The organism is Methylophaga nitratireducenticrescens (assembly GCF_000260985.4).
Lineage (GTDB): Bacteria > Pseudomonadota > Gammaproteobacteria > Nitrosococcales > Methylophagaceae > Methylophaga > Methylophaga nitratireducenticrescens.
Genome location: NC_017857.3, coordinates 1,920,346 through 1,938,237, shown reverse-complemented (window position 1 = coordinate 1,938,237; position 17,892 = coordinate 1,920,346). Strand labels below are relative to the sequence as shown.

The following is a 17,892-nucleotide window of genomic DNA, read 5'->3' as shown; positions in this document are numbered from 1 at the left end:
AAGGTCGGTCCCAAAAGCCCTGTGTTTACAGGGCTTTTTTATCGTTCGTAGATATACAGTAGATCCACACCACTTTGGGTGCCGGACTCGGCTTGCAAGGTCCATATTTTACTTAATGTATAACGCAATTGAACGGTGCTGACCGGCTCAAAAATACCAATGCCATAGCCTAAATAAAGTTTAGGCGACAGATATTTGCCAATTTGCACGGCGGCGTTATCCGGACTTTCTCCAGTGAACTCAACAGTATCCAGACCAAAGGTGCTGGCAATCTTTTCACTGACAGCATTGCCATTGGAAATCCCCAGATTGGTGGCAGCTGAGGCCAACATCGCCGCATCAGCAGCACTTGCCTGCCCTAATGGTCGTCCCAACACAATATACGACAGTACATCTTCCTGGCTCATGGATGGGTTTGAAAATAATGTGGCTTGTGGATTGTTGGCTGGTCCGGTGATATGAATACCCGCTTCATAATCTGTGCCTGTGCGAACTGCTTTAATATCCAGATCGGGATTATCAATGGCCGTTCCAGCAAATCGCACTTTGCCGTTATTAATTTTTAATTCGCGACCATAGGCAGCATAAATACCGTCGTGAACAGTAATTTCGCCATCGCCTAATAATAGCTCTCCGGCTTCGCCATAAATTCGTAAATCACCTGCGAGACGACCGTTAAAACCCAGGGCACGAATCAAGACGTTTTCACCCAGTTCAACCGTCACATCAACATCAGTGGCTAAACGCATTTTCTCTTCTGTCGTATCCTGTCCAACCACGACAACATCCGGGCTGGCTGAAACAGTAGTATTAAAATCCATGGGTGCCAGATCAGCAGTAGGTATTGTTACTTTACCGCCGATTTTGGCCGTTTCAGGAGTAATTCTCAGCGTTAAATCCGGGGAGGCAATCACATAGGCCTCAGGCAGGTTCATTAATTCTAATTTGTCCCCCTTAATCGTCGCATCCAGCAACCAATCAGAATCGGTCATTGTGAAGTCACCAGCCACTTCCAACTGACCTTCTGCTGACTGAGCCTGTAATAATATTTTCAAGCCGGATAAAGGATCACCATTGATGTCGGCATTAATTTCGGTCAGGGTAATCCCCATATCGACCAGAAATATCTGGCCATCACGCAAACTGATAGCAGTCGTTAATTCAGGCTGATTGAAAGTGCCCTCCATATCAACATGAAGTTCCAGCTTGCCTGCCAGTTCATCAAAGGCCAGCGTTTCCAGATTTAATGAGGCAAGGTCTTCAATAGAGTTCTGCAATTGCAATGTGACTGGCGTATCCATGGGTGCCACCATTACCGTTTTGATTGGTGCGGTTTGCAATCTGGCTTCAATAGGCTCTACCCCGGCAATGTCCGGCTCAATGGTGATGGCAACCATGCTTTCTTCTGCCGTCAGCTGATAGCGTAGATCAACCGCATTAAATGCAATCGGTTGCTGCTGGCTTATCCCTTCAGACTGCAGTTTTAATATGCCATCATTCAGCGATAAATTACCCGTCCCGGTAATATCGCCCCCGGTTTGCATGGCTAATTGGAGGTTACCGGAAATTTCACCTGATAATGCAGCGTAGTTCTCTATTAAAGGCTTGAAAGTCGCCACCGACAACTGATTTATTTCAATTAATGTTTGTGCACCATCTGCGGTATTTTCACCCTGTAAACAAAGTTGTGCCTGCTCAGAAGATTGCCAGCAGTGTTGTGAAACAATCTGTTTACCGGCTGATAATTGAATCGCTCCCGGCTCACGTAACTGCCAGTCGCCAGCGATATCATTGGTAACGGTCATTGACTGCAATTGCCCAGACCATTGGTCATCTTTATCCAGGCTGCCTTGCAACAGACTGGATAATGTGCCGATTTCGGATTGAATCTCCAGCGCCAGTTGATGTTGGTCAAGCTTGCCATTCAGACTCAAATCAATGGAGTCGATATTCTGCTGTGCAATCGTAATCGCCGTGGATTGAATATTAAGTTTACTTTGCTGATTATCCGTCAGATCCACCTGGGCATCTGCTGAAATAGACCCTACAGTCAGCTCATCCGCCCAACGGATAGCTGAACCGTCGAGATTGGCATTTAATTTTAATTTGGCCAGCTCACCGTAAAGTTGCCCTTTTCCACTCAGCGTGCCAAATAATTCGGGATGAAAATCCTGCAGATTGGGGGATGACAAACTCCAACTCAGGTCCAGTTGTTTCTCTACTTTGCCGTTTAATGACAATTGCGAATCACCCAGATTCAACTGCAGATTTTCGATATCGATATCGGTATTTACTGCTTGCAGATTACTGTCCAGTGAGAAATTACGATCACGTAACAGGCCATTTAAATGTAATTCCTGCACACTGGCATGAAACTCGTTTTCACCTTTATCCTGAAACGTTACCTGAACCTGACCACTAATCAGCCCGGGCCACTCTGCAGCGAAGGCAGCAGGATCAAGCTGTCTCAATGTCAGTTTGCCATCAACTGCAAGCTTTTCTTTCCAATTAATACGGCCACTGAATCCTGCCCCGCCATCAGCTATTTTGGTATCGGCCCGAACATCCGTTATGCCTGTTTCCGGACTAGTTGCTACCAGATTGAGAATGAGCGGAATCTCATCGACAATAAAATCCGAGTCAACTGTTAAATTAAAAAGCTGTTTCTCTCCATCAAGCTTAAATTGCCCGATATAACTTTCTACCGGCACGCCGGTTAAACTGGCAGGAAGCTGCAGGTTTTTCCATTCGCCACCCAATTGATAAGCTAACTCCGGCTGCCAGCTCAAATCGCCACTGACGTCTAGTTGACCTAACGCCGACTTGATTTCAAGAGAGCTTATCGAGGCCTTATGCATATCCCCAAGTAGGTAAGAGGTTATATTCCATTCCTGTTCCATGGCCTGCAAAGAACTACTGAGGATTAAACGATAGTCCTGCAAAGTACCATCAACGGAAAATTCACCAGAAGCCTTCCCTACCAGCAGTTCAGCATCTGTCTGCCAGGGCCATTGTAATTCTGACCAGCTGCCGTCAATGGAAAAAACACTTTCCATGGGATCTTCTGCAATGAAGATGTTTCCATGCAATTCGGCAAAACTGTTCTGACTGATTGCCGTCATCAGATCTACCCGCCAACTTTGCAAATCGTTGGAATTGACACTTAAACTGGCCGCTACAGGTGGATTTAACGTCTCAGAGCCTTGCAACTGAAAATCGAGCTCTGCCTTAGCACTATCCAACGTACCTTTGGCATTCAGATTTAATGCTGTCAGATCTCCAATTTCATTGTTCAGGATGCGTGATAATGGCAGCATTCCGCTTTCAGCCGTCAATCGCCAATCCAAATCATCAAGAATATTACGCACCATCAAGGTTTGCTCAGAAGCGAACGGTTCGCCCAGTTGCTGACGTAACGTCATTTGCTGCAAATCACCGGTAATCGTCCCGGTAGCAGAAATAAGCCCTAATTCCGGATCATTAAGACGGGCGCCATAGTTCAGATTGGTAGCATGTGGAGAGCTCAGGTTGACGTCGCCGAGCAAAGTAAACGCCAGAACATCCCGATTCAGTCGTAATGATGAAAGAATTAACCGATCGTAGTTCACCCGTAATGACGTATCAAAACGATCGAACAATGGCGTTATATCGCCTTGAGGACTAAGCCGTTCTGCATGTGTTATTCGGAAAGAACGTAAATGAATTGCCAATGGAAGACTGATATCCGGCACCGTAAAGTCTTCATCTGCGGTAACTTCTTCATCCAGCCCATCTTTTTGTTTAATTTGCAACCGGTCGATATGTAACTGATTAATAATCAAACGGCTGGAAAGCAACGACCATAACTGCCAGCGAGCATCAATACTTTTTATATAAAACGCATCACCCTCTTCAGGTTCATACGAGACACCTTGCAGATAAATGCCGTCATAAAGCCGGCCACTTGCTTCATCAATCGACAGTGCTGGAAGAGATTGCTGAGTGAAATTGAGTGCGGTGTTAAAACCGGACTTTGTCATCAATAACCAATACATTGCTGCTGGAACAACCAGTAGCAATACAATTGCGATTATCCATAATGCGCGTTTTATCACAAATCAGGCCCTATCACGATATGCAAACCGAAAGGCTTGTCTTCATCTGAAATCCCATTGGCTATATCAACACGAATCAAGCCAACTGGTGAACGCCAGCGAATGCCTACACCCACACTATACTCTATTGGATCAGACCAACTATTGAATGCGTTACCAAAATCAGTAAAAATTGCAGCGCCCCAGTTTCTAACAAACATATGTTCATATTCGACACTCCCTACCGCCAGATAACGCCCCCCAATGACTTCATCCAGATCATTTTCCGGACCCAATAATTCATAATCAAAACCACGAATGCTGTTATCACCACCAGCAAAGAAACGTAGAGAGCTGGGTAATTGTGAAAAGTCATTGACCTCTGTTGCACCAACTGTCGCACGGGTGATAATTCGGTTTGACTCACCAAACCCCTGGATATATTTACCACGGACGACGATCTGACTAAAACTGATATCAGATAAAATACCTTCAGCCGCACCACTTAGTTCCAAACTGACTCGTCCACCCTGGCGGGTATAAAGTGTGTCATCTGCCCAGGTTCTTGCATACGCAATACCGGGAATCAGTAATGAAGTGGAAGCTGATTCGTCAGACACATCAAAACTTTCATTTAAAAACTTGATGCTACCGGTTTCTTCCCAGCCCCAACGCATTCGGTTGTAATAAGTCCCAACAGCTATGGATCGACTTTCACTGGTATCAGTATCTTCTTGTTTATATTCTGTATTGAAACCCACCGTATCAATATTTTCACTCCAGAATGGCATCTGGTAATCAGCCCCAACCCGAGTGGCAATCTGCGATAGACGGCTTTCAACCGAGAGTCTGTGTCCACGCTCATTCACGTACCGGTTCTGCCAGCCCAGACTCATTCTGGCGCCTGTATCCGTACCATATCCGATACCTGCGCTATAGCGATGCTTAAGATTTTCATTCAGCGAAACGTCTATCGGCACTTCTGCCTTTTCACGAACAGATGTCATCGCCTGGGCTGAGACCGTGGCGAAGTAACCACTGTTTTGTAAATTATTTCGCAGCCTGAGTAATTTATTGGCATCGAAGGGCTCGCCGGGTTCAATTGGTGTCATAGCCTCAAGTAGATTTGCATTGACAACGGTATCGGGAAATTCAATGTCACCGAATTGATAGCGTTGCTTTGAGTCGTATACCAGACAAATATCGGCAGCTTCGGCTTCTATATCGACACTGACTTTGCTACAGGCAAACGCACCGTCAAAATAACCACGCTCAGCTGCAAGTCTCAAAAAGGCTTTTTTGGTATTTTCATAACTCTGATGATCAAAATGGTCCCCAATCTTTAGCGGCAGTTTATTGAGTATTTTGGTAAAGGCTGGATCCGTCTTGGCATCCCCCTCCACTGCGGCATCAATCTGGCGAATGATAATTGGCTGACCAAGATCAATTTTATATTTGGCTAACCAATTATTTTCATCTGTTTCGGTTAACTCGGCTGCAACTTCGGGGGAATAATAACCATACACGGTAAGCATATGCTTCAATTCTTCAACGGCCTGTTCATGTAAGCGCTGAACACTGCGGGAATCCAATCGCGGACTGTTTTTCTGCCGATTGATACTCAAACCATTTACTATGGTTTCACTCCAGTCCTTTTCTATACCCTCAAGCTCGATCTTGATATTTTTTTCGGTGTCAGCCCAAACCATAAAGGGTTGAAATAAACACAAAAAAAACGCCAGGATGATTCTGCTATAGAAAAGTTTTGGGCATAACGGCATAGAGTTTCTGTCATGATTTACGAAGAGTGTAAAAGTGAATGCATCTAGTTAGTGACATTCATTATGACAGTTTCAACACGACAGCGTTCTTAACGCAGGTTATTAGGGCTTGTTGATCTTTCATCTCCGCCTCTGTTGTGAGCTGAAAAAGCGTCAATCAAGGCACGAGGAGCGCCGAGTGGCGCTTTTTCAGTCACAACCTATTTTTGCACCCGCCTGTGTTGTATGAAATACATCCCTGTATATCACCGCTACGTGGTCAGCTAAGCTATTCAAATGCGTTCCAGGTTCATTTTGTCAATCACTTATGCAGGATGGCTACACTGCGTGCTTTCCGCCTTGCCGGACACAAAAATAGTCCCAGCAGTGGTGGATATGAAAGATCAATAAGCCCTAATCAGTTGGGTCTGGCAGATTTTCTTTTCGAAAAGCACTTGGTGAACAACCAAAAAAATGACTGAAGCGTCGACTGAAGTGACTCAAATCATTAAAACCGTAGTTATAACAAGCCTCAGTGATACTCTGACCACCTCGTATCGCATCAGCGGCTGATTTTAGTCGAACCTGCTGATGAAACTCGCCTGGCGTACAGCCTAGTTGTTTTTTAAACTCAACATACAAACGGCTCCGGCTCATGCAGGCTTGGCGACAGAGTTTATCAATGTCGAGAGGTTCTGATAGATTTTGCTCCAGTGTATGAAGTACAGCGGTAATCCCATTGGTATCCGGCGCCTGCTTGCAATAACTCAGTAATACTTCACGACCTTGCTCACGTAGTAGCCTTATCACCAACTCAGAAACGCCCAAATCGACCATCATTTCTTTATCGGGATCATTGCGAATAAAAAATGAAACCATTTTTTCCAGCAATTGCTGAGTATCCTGAGTGTGATGTTTATGAATAATACGAGGTTGATATTCCCAGTTATATTCAGGCACATCTGTTTTTACCAAATCCCGCATGCGGCTGGAAATAGCTTCAATACGCTCTCTGGAAATTTCGATAGTCAAACAGGTAGTTGGTTGCTGCTCATTGGCATCAGGAAAATCAATTTCAACCTGTTCACCTGGAGGCATAACATAAGACTCGTGTGGTACGAATAATTCGCCCGTTGCATTGTAATGATCATGCATCACTTTACGACCACTGACCATTCCGCAATACAATAGGTGATCTGCATTGAGTGCCACGCCGGTAGAAGTGTGATAAGTATCGTAAATACTCAATTCTGTTTCTGGACCATTGAACGTCACTTTATTTTCTATCAACAACTGACGGTTTTCTCGTCGACTACTTGATGTGAAGGTCTTCAGGTCCATAATATAACCATTGATAAATAATGTTTGATTGTGTGACCGTTAATGACTTTTAGTCAAGTGATTGAACTTTTTGCCGTAATATTTATTCATCACACTTGCCGGGATTTTTACACATTGATAGCAAGATTATTGAACATTGTGTTAACTTTTTTGTCATCTATGGACTGACAGTCAAGTAATTAAGAATACGAGTCAAGTAGTTTATTTACTATAGGTCTTATGCTGGATATTTGAAAACATCCCAACAACAAGAGAGAGAATTATGATTTACGCAAAACCAGGAACACCAGAGTCAGTGATCTCATTTAAACCACGTTATGAAAATTTTATTGGTGGTGAGTGGATTGCCCCTGTTAAAGGCGAATACTTTAATAACATCACTCCAGTAACCGGCGAAGTAATTTGTGAAATACCTCGCTCAGGTGAAGCCGATATCGAATTGGCTCTGGATGCCGCACATGCAGCACGTGAGGCATGGGGTAAAACCTCTGTACAGGATCGCAGTAATATCCTGTTAAAAATTGCAGATCGTATTGAAGCGAATCTTGAAAAACTGGCCGTTGCTGAAACATGGGATAACGGTAAAGCTGTCCGTGAAACATTGAATGCCGATATTCCTTTAGCAGCTGATCATTTTCGTTATTTCGCTGGTTGCTTGCGTGCACAGGATGGCACCATGGGTGAAATTGATGAAAATACTGTGGCCTATCATTTCCACGAACCGCTAGGCGTAGTCGGTCAAATCATTCCGTGGAACTTCCCATTATTAATGGCAGCATGGAAACTGGCGCCGGCTTTAGCTGCAGGCAACTGCATTGTTATGAAACCGGCTGAACAAACACCGGTGTCAATCCTGATTCTTGCAGAATTGATTGCAGACATATTGCCTGCCGGAACATTAAATATTGTTAATGGTTTTGGCCGCGAAGCTGGTCAAGCGCTCGGTACTAGCAAACGTATTGCCAAAATTGCATTTACTGGCTCAACACCTGTTGGCTCGTTGATCATGAAATACGCAGCTGAAAACATTATTCCTTCAACAGTAGAACTGGGCGGTAAATCACCAAACGTTTTCTTTGAAGACATCATGCAGCAAGAACAGGATTACATTAATAAATGTGCTGAAGGCATGGTACTGGCGTTTTTCAACCAGGGTGAAGTTTGTACCTGTCCTTCCCGTGCTGTTATCCAGGAAAGCATCTACGACGAATTCATTGCTGTGGTCATGGAACGTGCCAAGCTGATCAAGCGTGGTAACCCGCTTGATACCGAAACCCAAGTTGGCGCACAGGCATCACAGGAGCAGTTCGACAAAATCCTCAGCTATGTTGAAATTGGTAAACAGGAAGGCGCTCAACTGCTAATGGGTGGTGGTGTAGAACAATTAGGTCCTGAATTCAATAATGGTTTTTATATCGAACCAACGTTGATGAAAGGCCATAACAAAATGCGTATTTTCCAGGAAGAAATTTTTGGACCTGTCGTCTCAGTGACCACTTTTAAAGATGAAGCTGAAGCACTGGAAATTGCCAACGACACCGAATTTGGTCTGGGCGCCGGTTTATGGACCCGGGATATGAATCTGGCCTATCGTATGGGCCGCGCTATTCAAGCCGGTCGCGTTTGGACTAACTGCTACCATCATTACCCTGCTCATGCTGCATTTGGTGGTTATAAAAAATCCGGTGTGGGTCGTGAAACCCATAAAATTGCTCTGGAACACTATCAACAAACCAAAAATCTATTGGTCAGTTACAGCACCAGTCCTCTCGGTTTCTTCTAAAACCCCGTTCTAACAACCTAACTCTCCCCTAAGCTTTGCTTTCGGGAGAGTTTTTTATTGTATGCTGACTACTTTTAACTGTGGCGGCGGGCTATACTCAAAAAACAAAAAGAGAGAATTATAAGGTTAGGTATTTATGGCTCAGAATAATATTGAATCAACTCTTCATGAAAATCGGCATTTCCCTCCGAGTGAAAGCTTTTGTAAAAATTCTGCGTTAAATCATAAAAAGCTTGATGCACTTTATGTTAAAGCATCAGAGGATTATGAGGCATTTTGGGGTGATTTGGCGAAACAGGAACTCGATTGGATTAAGCCTTTCAGTAAAACATTGGATGACAGCAATGCCCCTTTTTATAAATGGTTTGCTGACGGTGAATTGAATGTTTCATATAACTGCCTTGATAGACAATTAAAAGATAACGCAAACAAGACTGCCATTATTTTTGAAGGTGAACCCGGCGATATCCAACACATTACTTATCAAGTGCTTTACGAGAAAGTCTGCGTGTTTGCTAATGCGTTAAAAAAACAAGGTATTAAAAAAGGTGATCGCGTCATTATTTATATGCCGATGGTTACTGAAGCCGTAGTCGCAATGCAGGCATGTGCGCGAATTGGTGCTATCCATTCAGTGGTCTTTGGTGGTTTTTCAGCTGAAGCATTGAAAGACCGCGTTGAAGATACACAGGCTAAACTGGTCATTACAGCCGATGGCGGACATCGTGGTGGCAAAATTATTCCGCTAAAAAATACTGCTGATCAGGCATTGAGCAAAGGCTGCAAGAGTGTTGAAACCGTTATCGTTTTTCAACGTTGTAATAATGATATAAACATGCAGGATGGCCGGGATATCTGGTGGCATGATGCTGAACAGGAGCAATCAGCAGAATGTGAACCCGAACCAATGAATGCTTCGGATCCGCTCTTTTTACTCTACACATCTGGCTCGACTGGTAAACCAAAAGGTATTCAACATTCATCAGCCGGTTACCTTTTGAATGCCATTAACACCATGCGCTGGGTGTTTGATATTCAGGAAAAGGATGTTTTCTGGTGTACTGCAGATGTTGGCTGGGTTACCGGTCATACTTATGTTGCTTATGGGCCTTTGGCGGTCGGCGCGACAATGATCATTTATGAAGGTGTGCCAACTGTGCCGGATGCTGGACGTTTTTGGGATGTCTGTGCACGTCATCATGTCACTATTTTCTATACCGCTCCAACAGCGATTCGTGCCTTGATGAAAGCAGGCGATGAAATTCCACAGCGCTATGATCTCTCCCATCTGCGTTTATTGGGCACAGTCGGTGAGCCAATCAATCCAGAAGCCTGGATGTGGTATCACAGGGTTATTGGTCAGGAACGTTGTCCGATTGTAGATACCTGGTGGCAGACAGAAACTGGAGCTCATATGATTGCGCCAGTTCCCGCCGTTACAGTCACCAAACCAGGTTCATGCACTCGTGCCCTGCCCGGTATTGATGCGGCAGTGGTCAATGAACAAGGAGAAGCGCTTGGTCCCAATCAAGGCGGTTTTCTGGTGATTCGCAAACCCTGGCCGGCCATGATTCAAACTATCTGGGGAGATGATCAACGTTATAAAGATACTTATTGGCCCTATTTCGATGGCAAATACTATTTGGCGGGTGACAGTGCTCGTATTGATGAGGAAGGATACTTCTGGATCATGGGGCGTATTGATGATGTGCTAAATGTTTCAGGTCACCGTCTTGGTACCATGGAAATTGAATCGGCATTAGTTGCTCATGAATCTGTTGCTGAGGCTGCAGTAGTCGGTAAACCGCATGAAGTTAAAGGTGAGTCGGTATTTGCTTATGTCGTTTTAAAAGGCGAACGTCCTGAAGGCGGCGTTGATGAAGACATGACTAATGAATTAAGAGCATGGGTAGCCGAACAAATCGGACCTATCGCCAAACCAGATGAAATTCGTTATTCCGATAATCTCCCCAAAACCCGCAGCGGTAAAATAATGCGTCGTTTACTACGAGCCATTGCCAAGGGTGAAGAGATCACCCAAGACACTTCAACGCTGGAAAACGAAGGCATTTTATTGCAGTTGCAAGGTAAGGCTTGATGGCGAAAGCCGAAATCGAAAGCCAGGAAAATCAGCGGCTGGATAAATGGCTTTGGGCTGCGCGGTTTTATAAAACCCGCAGCCTGGCTGTTGAAGCCATTAATGGTGGAAAAGTGCATGCAAATGGTCAACGCGCCAAACCCAGCCGAACAATCCGTCCTGGTGATCAATTAACCATTTCACAACCACCTTATGAATATGTTATTGATGTTTTAGCTTTGAAAAAACAACGCCGTCCGGCCAGCGAAGCCCAGTTGCTATATCAGGAAACACCGGAAAGCCGTGAAAAGCGCGAATTATTACGCGAACAAATCAAAAACGAACCATTAGGTTTTCGTGATCAAAAAGGTCGGCCAAGTAAACGCGATCGTCGGCATATTATTAAATTTACCCGTGGCGACTAATGGCTAAATCTTCCTTGCTTAATGCTGCAAATAAACAGCTTTTATCTCTTCACTATGCTGTTGAATTGCAAAAAACAGCTGCCAGTATTGGATTTGACTGGCCGAATATTGATGGGGTAATTGCCAAAATTCATGAAGAACTGGATGAGGTTGCTGCTGAATTGGATGAAGCTGATCCAATGAAATTACAGGAAGAAATCGGCGATTTGTTATTTGCCATTACCAATCTTGCCAGACACTTAGACGTCGATCCTGAACAAGCCATCCAGCAATGTAATCAAAAGTTTCTCCGCCGTTTTCAATTTATTGAAACGCAGATAAACCAACAGGGAAAATCATTGCAAGCGGCTTCATTAGATGAGCTTGACGCACTGTGGGATAAGGCGAAACTAATCGAGAAACAACATTAGAAATAACAAGAAACGTATTGATAAAAAATAACAACAATATCATAACCAACGAGAACACCCGATAAGTGCTGTTAATAAAAAACCTCAGGGTATCACTGCCATTATCGCCATCAAAAATCACACTCTAACTTGTCGTTTGTAACTGGCTATCCGGGTTCAAATACGGGCCTCTGCCCGGTGGGTAAACGTTAGTTTGTTGTTTGATGATTATTTTCCAGCGGAAGCACCTAATAATGAAGTATTGGTTTCAAATTGCTCTTGACCAGTATAAACCAGAAAATGTTTACCTTTCGCCCGAGCGATCATACCAATTCCAATATCCTGTGCAATGCTCAATCCCATTTCCGTCACCCCACTGCGAGATAAAAGTAAAGGTACCTGCATTTGGGCGACTTTAATAACCATTTCTGACGTCAGACGACCAGTGGTATAAAACACTTTATCGTTACCTTTAATTTCATTCAGCCACATCCAACCTGAAATGGCATCAACCGCATTATGCCTGCCTACATCTTCAACAAAACATAACACTTTATTTTGTTGACACAAAGCACAGCCGTGCACTGCCCCAGCCTGTTTATAAATTTCGTTATATTCGTTCAAAGCATGTAAAACGTCATAAATAAATTGTGCGTTGAAAACGGGGCATTGCAGTTTCAACTCAGACAACGAATCCATCACATGAGCAAACATAGTGCCCTGTCCACAACCGCTGGTGGAAATGCGTCTGGACATAAGTGAATCAAGATTATTTTTTTGTTGATGCGTGGTGACAGCAACAGCCTCAACATCCCAATCTACCTGAATAGATTTGATATGGGTTAATTCATCCACCAGACTTTGGTTACGTAAATAACCTAGTGTCAGTAACTCTGGCTGAGCACCAAGCGTCATCAGCGTCACAATCTCACGGTTATCCAGGTAAATGGTCAACGGCCGTTCACCAGTTAATGATACCTCGCGGTGTTCACCAAACTCGTCTGAAACAATAGTGGTTTGCAAACGATTAATCCCATTATTGGTCATTTCAGGTAAATATCTAGCCACCGGTCACGCTCATATGCCTGAAGAGAATTGGTTCGGCCTTGATGTTAAAATCATGGCCTTTAGGTTTGATGGCCATCGACTGGATAATAGCTTGTTTCAGTTTGTCGGCATCGCCTGGGTAGCGACGAATGACTTCACGCAGGTCCATTGAATGTTCTTGACCTAAGCACAATAGTAAACGGCCTTCAGTCGTTACTCGAACACGATTACAGCTTTCACAGAAATTATGGCTATGCGGGGAAATAAAACCTATTTTGCTGTTAGTGCCAGCGACTTTGAAATAACGAGAAGGTCCGCCGGTATTAGCAATAGAACTTTGCAAGTCAAAATGCTTTTGTAATGTATCCAATACTTCATCACTGCTACAAAAGCTCTCATCGCGATTGTGGGTTACCTGCCCTAAGGGCATTTCTTCGATATAGGAAATATCCAGATCGTTATCAATGGCAAACTGAGCCAGATCGACAATCTCATCCTCGTTTCGACCTTTCATAATCACTGTATTAAGTTTTATACGCTCAAAACCAGCCTGTTTGGCTGCGGCTATTCCAGCCAAAACCTGCTTTAAATCACCAGTTCGGGTTAATTCACGAAAACGATTACTATTCAAGGAGTCCAGACTGATGTTAATGCGATCCATACCGGCTGCAGCCAGCTTTTCAGCGTACTTGGGTAACTGGGAGCCGTTGGTGGTTAAGTTCAGTTCTTTAAGCGATGTGGTGTGCTTTAACGCGCCAATTTGCTCTATCAACCAATCGACGTTGCGACGCACTAACGGTTCGCCACCGGTGATACGGACTTTTTCCACGCCTAATTCACAAAAGGCTCTTACCAGAAAGGCAATCTCTTCCAGCGTAAGCAACTGTTCGCGTGGCATGAAAGTCATTTCTTCATCCATGCAATACACGCAACGGAAATCACAACGATCAGTGATCGACATGCGTATATAGGTGACGTGTCGCCCGAAATTATCGATTAATTGTGAGAGTGTCTGTTTCATGATATCTATTATGCGCTAACTACGCCCTATTATGAGAAAAATCGTATGAATTACCTGTAGTAGAAAAGCCTAGTACGCATAAACCTTCACATTGACTGCCTGGCCATTACAAAACAATGCCTGCGAACCCAGGTATAACGAAGTAATCACTATATAAACAGACTAATTATAATGCGTAATGTTCTGGCTACATACCGCAGATTTTTTATTCGATTACTCCAGATACAAACAAGCCCCTTTGCAGGGGCTTGCATGGGTCAAATTAACTGAAGGTCAAATCAATCGTCACCTGAGAATGCACCAATTAAATGCAGAAGGCTGGTGAACAGATTGTAAATACTGACATACAACGTGATGGTTGCCATGATGTAGTTCGTTTCACCACCATGAATGATGTTGCTGGTTTCATAAAGAATCAAACCAGACATCAATAGCACAAACATTGCAGATACGGCCAGAGACAAACCTGGCATATTAAAGAAGAACGCTGCCAGACCCGCCAGGAAAGCCACCAGGATACCGACAAACAGGAAACCACCCATAAAGCTGAAGTCTTTTTCAGATTTAATCGCGTAAGCAGATAAGCCTAAAAAGACAATCCCTGTTGCGCCCAGAGCCTGCATAACAATCTGTGGGCCATTGGGCAATCCCAGATAAGCATTAACGATTGGTCCCAGTGTCAGCCCCATAAAACCCGTCAGCGCGAATACTGAGGCAATACCCCAAACGCTGTTGCGCAATTTAGCTGTCAGGAACAACAAGCCGAAGTAACCAATTAGTGTAATGATAATGCCTGGATGTGGCAGGTTTAAGGCCATTGATATCCCAGCAGTCAGCGCACTAAAACCCAGCGTCATTGCCAGGAGTACATAGGTGTTACGCAATAACTTGTTGGTTTGCAGCGCAGACTCGCGCGAACGTACAACTGTTGATTGTGTATCGTAGTTCATCAGTTTATTTCTCCATTACTCAGTAAAGTATTGATGATAGGTAGTTCATCCAATGGACATCATCCTACCGGATAAGTTCTAAATGGCAATAGCAATATAAATTTTGCTTTCACTGTTGTCAGAACAAGTCATTCCTAGTAATATGCCGCGTCTTGGAGGGATGGCAGAGCGGTTGAATGCACCGGTCTTGAAAACCGGCGTGGGTTTATAGCCTACCCAGGGTTCGAATCCCTGTCCCTCCGCCAAACAAACTAACGGACTTCGGTCCGTTTTTTTGTATCTGGGGTTTGGTAATTACGATTTTAGCTGTTGTGTATTTAGGAAATGTTTCAGACTATATCGTCGTATCTGAACAAACCCTTTTTAAACTGACACCTTCTAGTTCTGTCTTTGCCTATCCACGCATGAGCATGGGAACGAGTTGCAATTAAACTTATGCGCATCTTCTTCTATAACGCAGAACTTGCCTTAAAGTCATGTGCATTTCCATCCTGGATTTAATCATCTGAAAATCGATATACATGATGATTCCTATCACTACGATGCCAAATAAAAAGAAAATGTCACCACTCGTTGGTAACAAGTTCAACGAAAACCGAGCAATTATCTCGATCTGAAATGCGAGCAAACACAAAACCATAATGATGATTTTGTAAAAGTGCTGAGACAATCCTACCTTCACTGCTGAACGTTCTCTTACACCTTTGATGAATATTTTCCGTAATAATCTTTGCATTTCCATACCCAAGTTATTTAAGGAAAATCATATTAGTCACATCATTTTTACCGGCGCATTAACCTGAAGCAAAGCAGTACTAAAGCCCTTTTCGCTTCGAATTTTCGCCCTTCTGCACCATAGATGTATTGACCCTTTTACAGATCGTGCCAGTAGCTATTCCCTTGAGGATTTTTCATAAAATCAGGACGAGCAGCTGTAATACGATAGCCCGCCAACCTCAAAAAACGCTGGTGGCTTGAGCCTGTAAAACTTCTCCTCTACCTCTTTCGATTGCTCGTCGTATGGATTTGTCATGACTTCTTGCAGCTTTCGAATTAGTGAGTAGTTCCCCTCTTTCGCTTGCTGATAAGCAGGCACAACTAACCACTCACGCAAACTGTATTTTGGATTGACCAGTTTCATATTGCTGGAGAGCTCGTCATGAGAAAACGGATGAGTATCTGTCGTGTTGGCCTTAACGATAAGCGCTTTCCATTTTGTGAGCCATTCTGCCCAGTGATTATTTATCCGTTCGAGGTCTAGATTATAGGTCGGGTTCTGGTAAAAGCTTTTTTTGAGTGGCCCGATATCGTCAGGTACTAAAGAGAGTTCGCGAAAGAAAATGGTGTAATCAACCGATGTTTGCATCATCAGCGATACAAGCTCACTAAACAACTCCTCATTAAAAGTATCCAGCCCAAGTTTGGCTGCCCACATTTTCTCCATTTGCACCTGCATTACGGATGCGAAGCTGCTTTTAATCTCGTCGAGCTGTCGCAAACTGTCCTGATGCGAAGTCAGTAACGGACGCAATGCTATACAAAACATCTGAAAGTTTTTTTCCGCTGCAACAGGTTGATTCAAAAATGCGAAATGCTTTCCTCCCCCCGTCCATGGCTGATAGTACGGATCAAACATTTCGCAGAATCCAAATGGACCGTAGTCGAGTGTGAATCCACCGGCAGCACAATTATCGCTGTTGAAGTTACCTTGGCAATAGCCGACACGGATCCAATTCGCAATAAGAGATGTAAATCGGTTTTGGTACTCACGAGCAAGCATCAATACTTTTTCGGGGGTGCTCAGGTTTTGATCGATGACGTCACCATACTCACGATCGATCAGGTGCAAGACTATCTGCTCCAGCTCTTCCATTGCTTGTGGGTGTTCATTCTTTCGAGCACGGCGACCGAAAAGCTCAATTTGGCCAACCCGAATGAAAGAGGGTGCGACCCGCGTCGAGATAGCTGCTGGCTCCAATATAATCGTATCCGGGTCCTTCGAGCGTGAGCCTTCTGAGTACCATGGACGTCTTACTTTCTCCGTTTTAGAAACGTACAGACTCAAAGACCTTGAGGTTGGCACCCCTAGCGCATGCATATTCTCCTGAGCCAGAAACTCTCGTACACTCGACCGCAAAACAGCGCGTCCATCTGCGCCGCGGCAGTATGGCGTCCGGCCCCCACCTTTTAACTGCATTTCCCAACGATGACCATTGATGACGGCCTCTAGCACCGAAATAGCACGACCATCGCCGTATCCGTTACCGGTCTGAAAAGGACATTGCTGGGTGTATTCGGTACCATAAATGGACAGTGCATAGCCACACGCCCAACCAACCTTACGCATCGGCTCCGGAACGTTTGCAAGATTGCCGGAGAAGACACGCATGAAGTCGGCCGACTCAGCCAAACTATCAGCGAAGCCCAGTTCGCGAAACAGGTTTCTACTATGTGCCACGTACTCGGGATTTTCGAGTGGCGTTGGACTGACAGGAACATAATGGCCCGAAAAGACTTGTCGTGGTAAATGGTCAGCTCCAGTTGATGTCGCGTCAGGATCAGCATTGAGCGTGTCCATAAACGAGTAACTTACCAACTTTGCAAGATTATCGAGATTGGAGATTGTTTCCATAGCGTCGGTTTGCTGGTGTAGTCGCATTACCATCGGGCTCCTGTTAAGGTGAGGAAAAAGCTGCTTGACCGCTGATTAATCAATTGTATCGGCAGCTTGTCCGATTACAGATCAACACTTTGAGCATAACTTTGGATCACTTTCTGATTGTCTCTTGAGGATTTGCCTCTCTGACAGCTGTTACTCATGTTAGTGCTTAGCTTTTCTTGCCACTTCTCCATAATAGAATAGAAATTCTCTCACCAGAGTTAGTGAGCCACTATTTCTTGAATTTATAGGTTGAACCGTAGACAAAATTAGAGATGGGTTAGGTGACAGATTGCTTAGAGCGAAAGATCAAATTTAAAAAAAGACTATATTTTTAAACACATTTTACGCAGATATTTTCGTAGTT

General features: G+C 44.2%; 11 protein-coding genes and 1 tRNA gene. 5 read left to right on the top strand and 7 right to left on the bottom strand.

Features of this window, described 5'->3' with window-relative positions; all coding sequences use genetic code 11:
- Window positions 1-38: 38 nt before the first annotated feature.
- The 3 genes from Q7A_RS09240 to Q7A_RS09230 form a co-directional block, all read right to left on the bottom strand.
- A complete protein-coding gene (locus Q7A_RS09240) occupies window positions 39-4,094 on the bottom strand; it encodes a translocation/assembly module TamB domain-containing protein (RefSeq protein WP_041354499.1) in 4,056 nt (1,351 codons plus the stop codon).
- Window positions 4,091-5,803, bottom strand: a complete 1,713-nt coding sequence (locus Q7A_RS09235) for an autotransporter assembly complex protein TamA (protein WP_238595896.1) — start codon at window positions 5,801-5,803, stop codon at window positions 4,091-4,093. The genes Q7A_RS09240 and Q7A_RS09235 overlap by 4 nt, the downstream gene beginning before the upstream one ends.
- Window positions 5,804-6,247: 444 nt before the next feature.
- Window positions 6,248-7,174 (bottom strand): helix-turn-helix domain-containing protein, encoded by a 927-nt coding sequence (locus Q7A_RS09230; protein WP_041354497.1) that lies wholly within the window; start codon window positions 7,172-7,174, stop codon window positions 6,248-6,250.
- 262 nt (window positions 7,175-7,436) lie between these two features.
- Between Q7A_RS09230 and exaC the strand changes: the two genes are divergently transcribed.
- From exaC to Q7A_RS09210, 4 genes are all read left to right on the top strand, one after another.
- Entirely contained in the window at window positions 7,437-8,957 is a 1,521-nt protein-coding gene (exaC, locus tag Q7A_RS09225; protein ID WP_014707078.1) for an acetaldehyde dehydrogenase ExaC, read from the top strand.
- Window positions 8,958-9,093: 136 nt separating this feature from the next.
- Window positions 9,094-11,055 carry an acetate--CoA ligase gene (gene acs / locus Q7A_RS09220; protein ID WP_014707077.1) on the top strand — a complete coding sequence of 654 codons (1,962 nt, stop codon included), beginning with the start codon at window positions 9,094-9,096 and terminating at the stop codon, window positions 11,053-11,055.
- On the top strand, window positions 11,055-11,459 hold the full coding sequence (locus Q7A_RS09215; RefSeq protein WP_014707076.1) for an RNA-binding S4 domain-containing protein: 405 nt from the start codon (window positions 11,055-11,057) through the stop codon (window positions 11,457-11,459). The genes acs and Q7A_RS09215 overlap by 1 nt, the downstream gene beginning before the upstream one ends.
- Window positions 11,459-11,869, top strand: a complete 411-nt coding sequence (locus tag Q7A_RS09210) for a MazG nucleotide pyrophosphohydrolase domain-containing protein (protein ID WP_014707075.1) — start codon at window positions 11,459-11,461, stop codon at window positions 11,867-11,869. The genes Q7A_RS09215 and Q7A_RS09210 overlap by 1 nt, the downstream gene beginning before the upstream one ends.
- A gap of 207 nt (window positions 11,870-12,076) precedes the next feature.
- Here the strand turns inward: Q7A_RS09210 and Q7A_RS09205 are convergent, their stop codons facing one another.
- The 3 genes from Q7A_RS09205 to Q7A_RS09195 all read right to left on the bottom strand — a co-directional run bounded on the left by Q7A_RS09205 (window position 12,077) and on the right by Q7A_RS09195 (window position 14,866).
- Window positions 12,077-12,916 (bottom strand): formate dehydrogenase accessory sulfurtransferase FdhD, encoded by an 840-nt coding sequence (locus tag Q7A_RS09205; RefSeq protein WP_014707074.1) that lies wholly within the window; start codon window positions 12,914-12,916, stop codon window positions 12,077-12,079.
- Window positions 12,909-13,916 (bottom strand): GTP 3',8-cyclase MoaA, encoded by a 1,008-nt coding sequence (gene moaA / locus Q7A_RS09200; RefSeq protein ID WP_041354495.1) that lies wholly within the window; start codon window positions 13,914-13,916, stop codon window positions 12,909-12,911. The genes Q7A_RS09205 and moaA overlap by 8 nt, the downstream gene beginning before the upstream one ends.
- Window positions 13,917-14,194: 278 nt before the next feature.
- Complete coding sequence (locus Q7A_RS09195; RefSeq protein ID WP_014707071.1) at window positions 14,195-14,866, bottom strand: Bax inhibitor-1/YccA family protein; 672 nt, start codon at window positions 14,864-14,866, stop codon at window positions 14,195-14,197.
- 154 nt (window positions 14,867-15,020) lie between these two features.
- Between Q7A_RS09195 and Q7A_RS09190 the strand changes: the two genes are divergently transcribed.
- Window positions 15,021-15,111 (top strand) — tRNA-Ser (locus Q7A_RS09190).
- A gap of 674 nt (window positions 15,112-15,785) precedes the next feature.
- Here Q7A_RS09190 and Q7A_RS09180 read toward each other — a convergent pair.
- Complete coding sequence (locus tag Q7A_RS09180; RefSeq protein ID WP_014707070.1) at window positions 15,786-17,525, bottom strand: protein adenylyltransferase SelO; 1,740 nt, start codon at window positions 17,523-17,525, stop codon at window positions 15,786-15,788.
- Window positions 17,526-17,892 lie beyond the last annotated feature (367 nt).